Source organism: Massilia cavernae (assembly GCF_003590855.1).
Taxonomy (GTDB): Bacteria; Pseudomonadota; Gammaproteobacteria; order Burkholderiales; family Burkholderiaceae_D; genus Telluria_A; species Telluria_A cavernae.
Map to the genome: position 1 here is coordinate 1 of NZ_QYUP01000190.1, position 2,223 is coordinate 2,223.

Here is a 2,223-nt window from a genome sequence, read left to right on the forward strand (position 1 = left end):
CTCCAGCCACCGCCACCCACCCAGCCTACCAGCGCGGGCGCCCATACCGGCCGGCCGATGTTGCGGCCTGGCGCCCAGCACCAGCGCTGGTTGACCATCACCCAGCGGCCGTAGTGGAAGGGCGCGTAGCCCCATGGCGCGTTGTCGACCCAAGTCCAGCCCCATGGCGCGACCCAGGTCCAGCGGCCGTCGCGGTAGGGCGCCCAGCCGGTCGGCAGGGCGCGCGGGCGCCACAGCGGGCCGTATTCGGAGCTGTCGCTCCAGCTGCCGTAGCGGTCGAGGTCTTCGTAGCCGGTCATTTCACGCGTGACGTAGCGGTAGGAGACCACGCGCTCGTCCTGCATGTCGCGCATGCGCGACCAGTCGTCGAAACCGGTGCGTACCGCCAGCGCGGTGACCAGGTCGCCGCGGTCGATCTCGACGCGGCGGCCGGCGCGCACCGACAGCGACGAGCCGCCGCCGTCCACCAGCGCGGTGCCTTCGAAGACGTCGACCACGGTGATGTCCTGGTCGCGACCGGTATCGACGCGGAAGCTGCCGGCCTCGCGCATGCGCACGCGTCCCTGCGGCGTTTCGAGCGAGAAGCCGTCCAGCACCTCCGGATTGCGGATGCGGATATTGGCGCTGCCGTGATGCAGCTGCAGATGAAGGGTATTGTCGTCCAGCTCGACCACTTCGAGCGAGGAGTCGCCGTCGAGCCGCACCGCGGTCGAGCCGATGCGGATTTCGGTGCGCGCGTTGCGCTCGGTGGTGATGATGTTTTCGCTGGTGACCGGCCAGTTGACCAGCGCGTCCGCGGGGCCGTCGCTGTCTTCGCTGTCGATCGTGACCGGGCCCTGGACCAGGGAGACGCGGCCAACCCGCGCCGGCGTGTCCGCCAGCGTCACGGACGACCAGGTCATTAGCGCCAGCAGCGCTGCGGTTCGCAATAGGGGACTACGCATGGTGGACTCCACGAATTTCGGGTTAGGGCATCTGCCAAGTGTAGAACGCGGCAAGTCCCACTAGGGAGCACAATGGTTACAAACCGTTGCAAAGGAGGGGAAAGCGGAAACTAAGCCACGGCGGCGCCGCGCTTGACGAAGAACAGCGCGGCGCCGACCAGCACCAGCACCCCGCCGAAGAAGCGGTTCTGCTTTTTGACGGCGCGCGCATCGCGAAAGAAGCGCTGCATCGACGACGCCAGGAAGGCGTAGCCGTTCATGACGATCATATCGATGACGACCATGGTCACCGCCAGGATGCCGAGCTGCGGCAGCAGCGGCGCGTCCTTCGCGATGAACTGCGGGAGCACGGCGACCATGAAGATGATCCCTTTTGGGTTGGTCGCGTTGGTCAGGACGCCGGTCAGCACGCGCTTGCGCAGCGGCGGCGCGGCCTGGCGCACCACGGCTTCGGCGCCGGGCGCCGCGATCTCGACGCGCGAGAACCATTGCGACAGGCCGAGGTAGATCAGGTACAGCGCGCCGACCGTCTTGACGATGTTGAAGGCCAGTTCGGAGGCCAGCAGCAGCGAACCGACACCGGCGCCGGCGATCGCCAGCACCAGCAGCAGGCCAAGCTGGAGGCCGAGCACCGTGCCGGCGGCTTTCTTCACGCCGTAGGACAGGCCGTGCGACATGGCCAGCACCGCGCCGGAGCCGGGCGATACCGCGATGATCGAAGCGGCAAAGACAAAGGCGATCCAGGTGGCAAAGCTCATGGCGGGAATGTGCGCGAAGGGGAGACAGCGAGGGAAAACGGCAAAGGCGGCGCCGCCGCGCCGCGGAGGCCCGGCTATCTGCCGGCGCCGCCGCTGCGGGCACGCGAGGTGAGTCTTACTTTTTCTTTGGGTTGACAGCGGCCTTCAGGGTCGCGCCAGCCGAGAACTTCGGGGTCTTCGATGCAGCGATCTTGATCGCTTCGCCGGTCGATGGGTTGCGGCCCTTGCGTGCAGCGCGCTTGGCGACGGAGAACGTGCCGAAACCGGTGATGCCTACCGTGTCGCCCTTCTTCAGGCGCTCGGTGATGATGTCGATGATCGTGTTGACCGCACCGTTCGCAGCGGCACCGGACATCTCCGTGCGCTTAGCAAATTCCGCAATCAGTTCGCCTTTTTTCATACTATCCTCCGGGGTTAAAAGAGCGGGAAGATTAGCATAATTATTGCTCTGTGTAATAAATTCTAAGGCGGCGATGCAAAAGTAAGCCCTGCTGTGACTGGCCTGCTACGGATCGGCCCCC

Annotated in this window: 3 protein-coding genes; all 3 read right to left on the bottom strand. The window is 65.9% G+C overall.

The genetic code is table 11. From position 1 onward, the window contains the following. A partial coding sequence (locus D3872_RS23850; protein WP_182915921.1) for a DUF6600 domain-containing protein occupies positions 1-944 on the bottom strand: 944 nt, incomplete at its 3' end. Between the two features lie 110 nt (positions 945-1,054). Next, complete coding sequence (locus tag D3872_RS23855) at positions 1,055-1,702, bottom strand: LysE family transporter (RefSeq protein ID WP_119813099.1); 648 nt, start codon at positions 1,700-1,702, stop codon at positions 1,055-1,057. 115 nt (positions 1,703-1,817) lie between these two features. Continuing rightward, entirely contained in the window at positions 1,818-2,159 is a 342-nt protein-coding gene (locus D3872_RS23860) for an HU family DNA-binding protein (RefSeq protein WP_220476999.1), read from the bottom strand. Positions 2,160-2,223 lie beyond the last annotated feature (64 nt).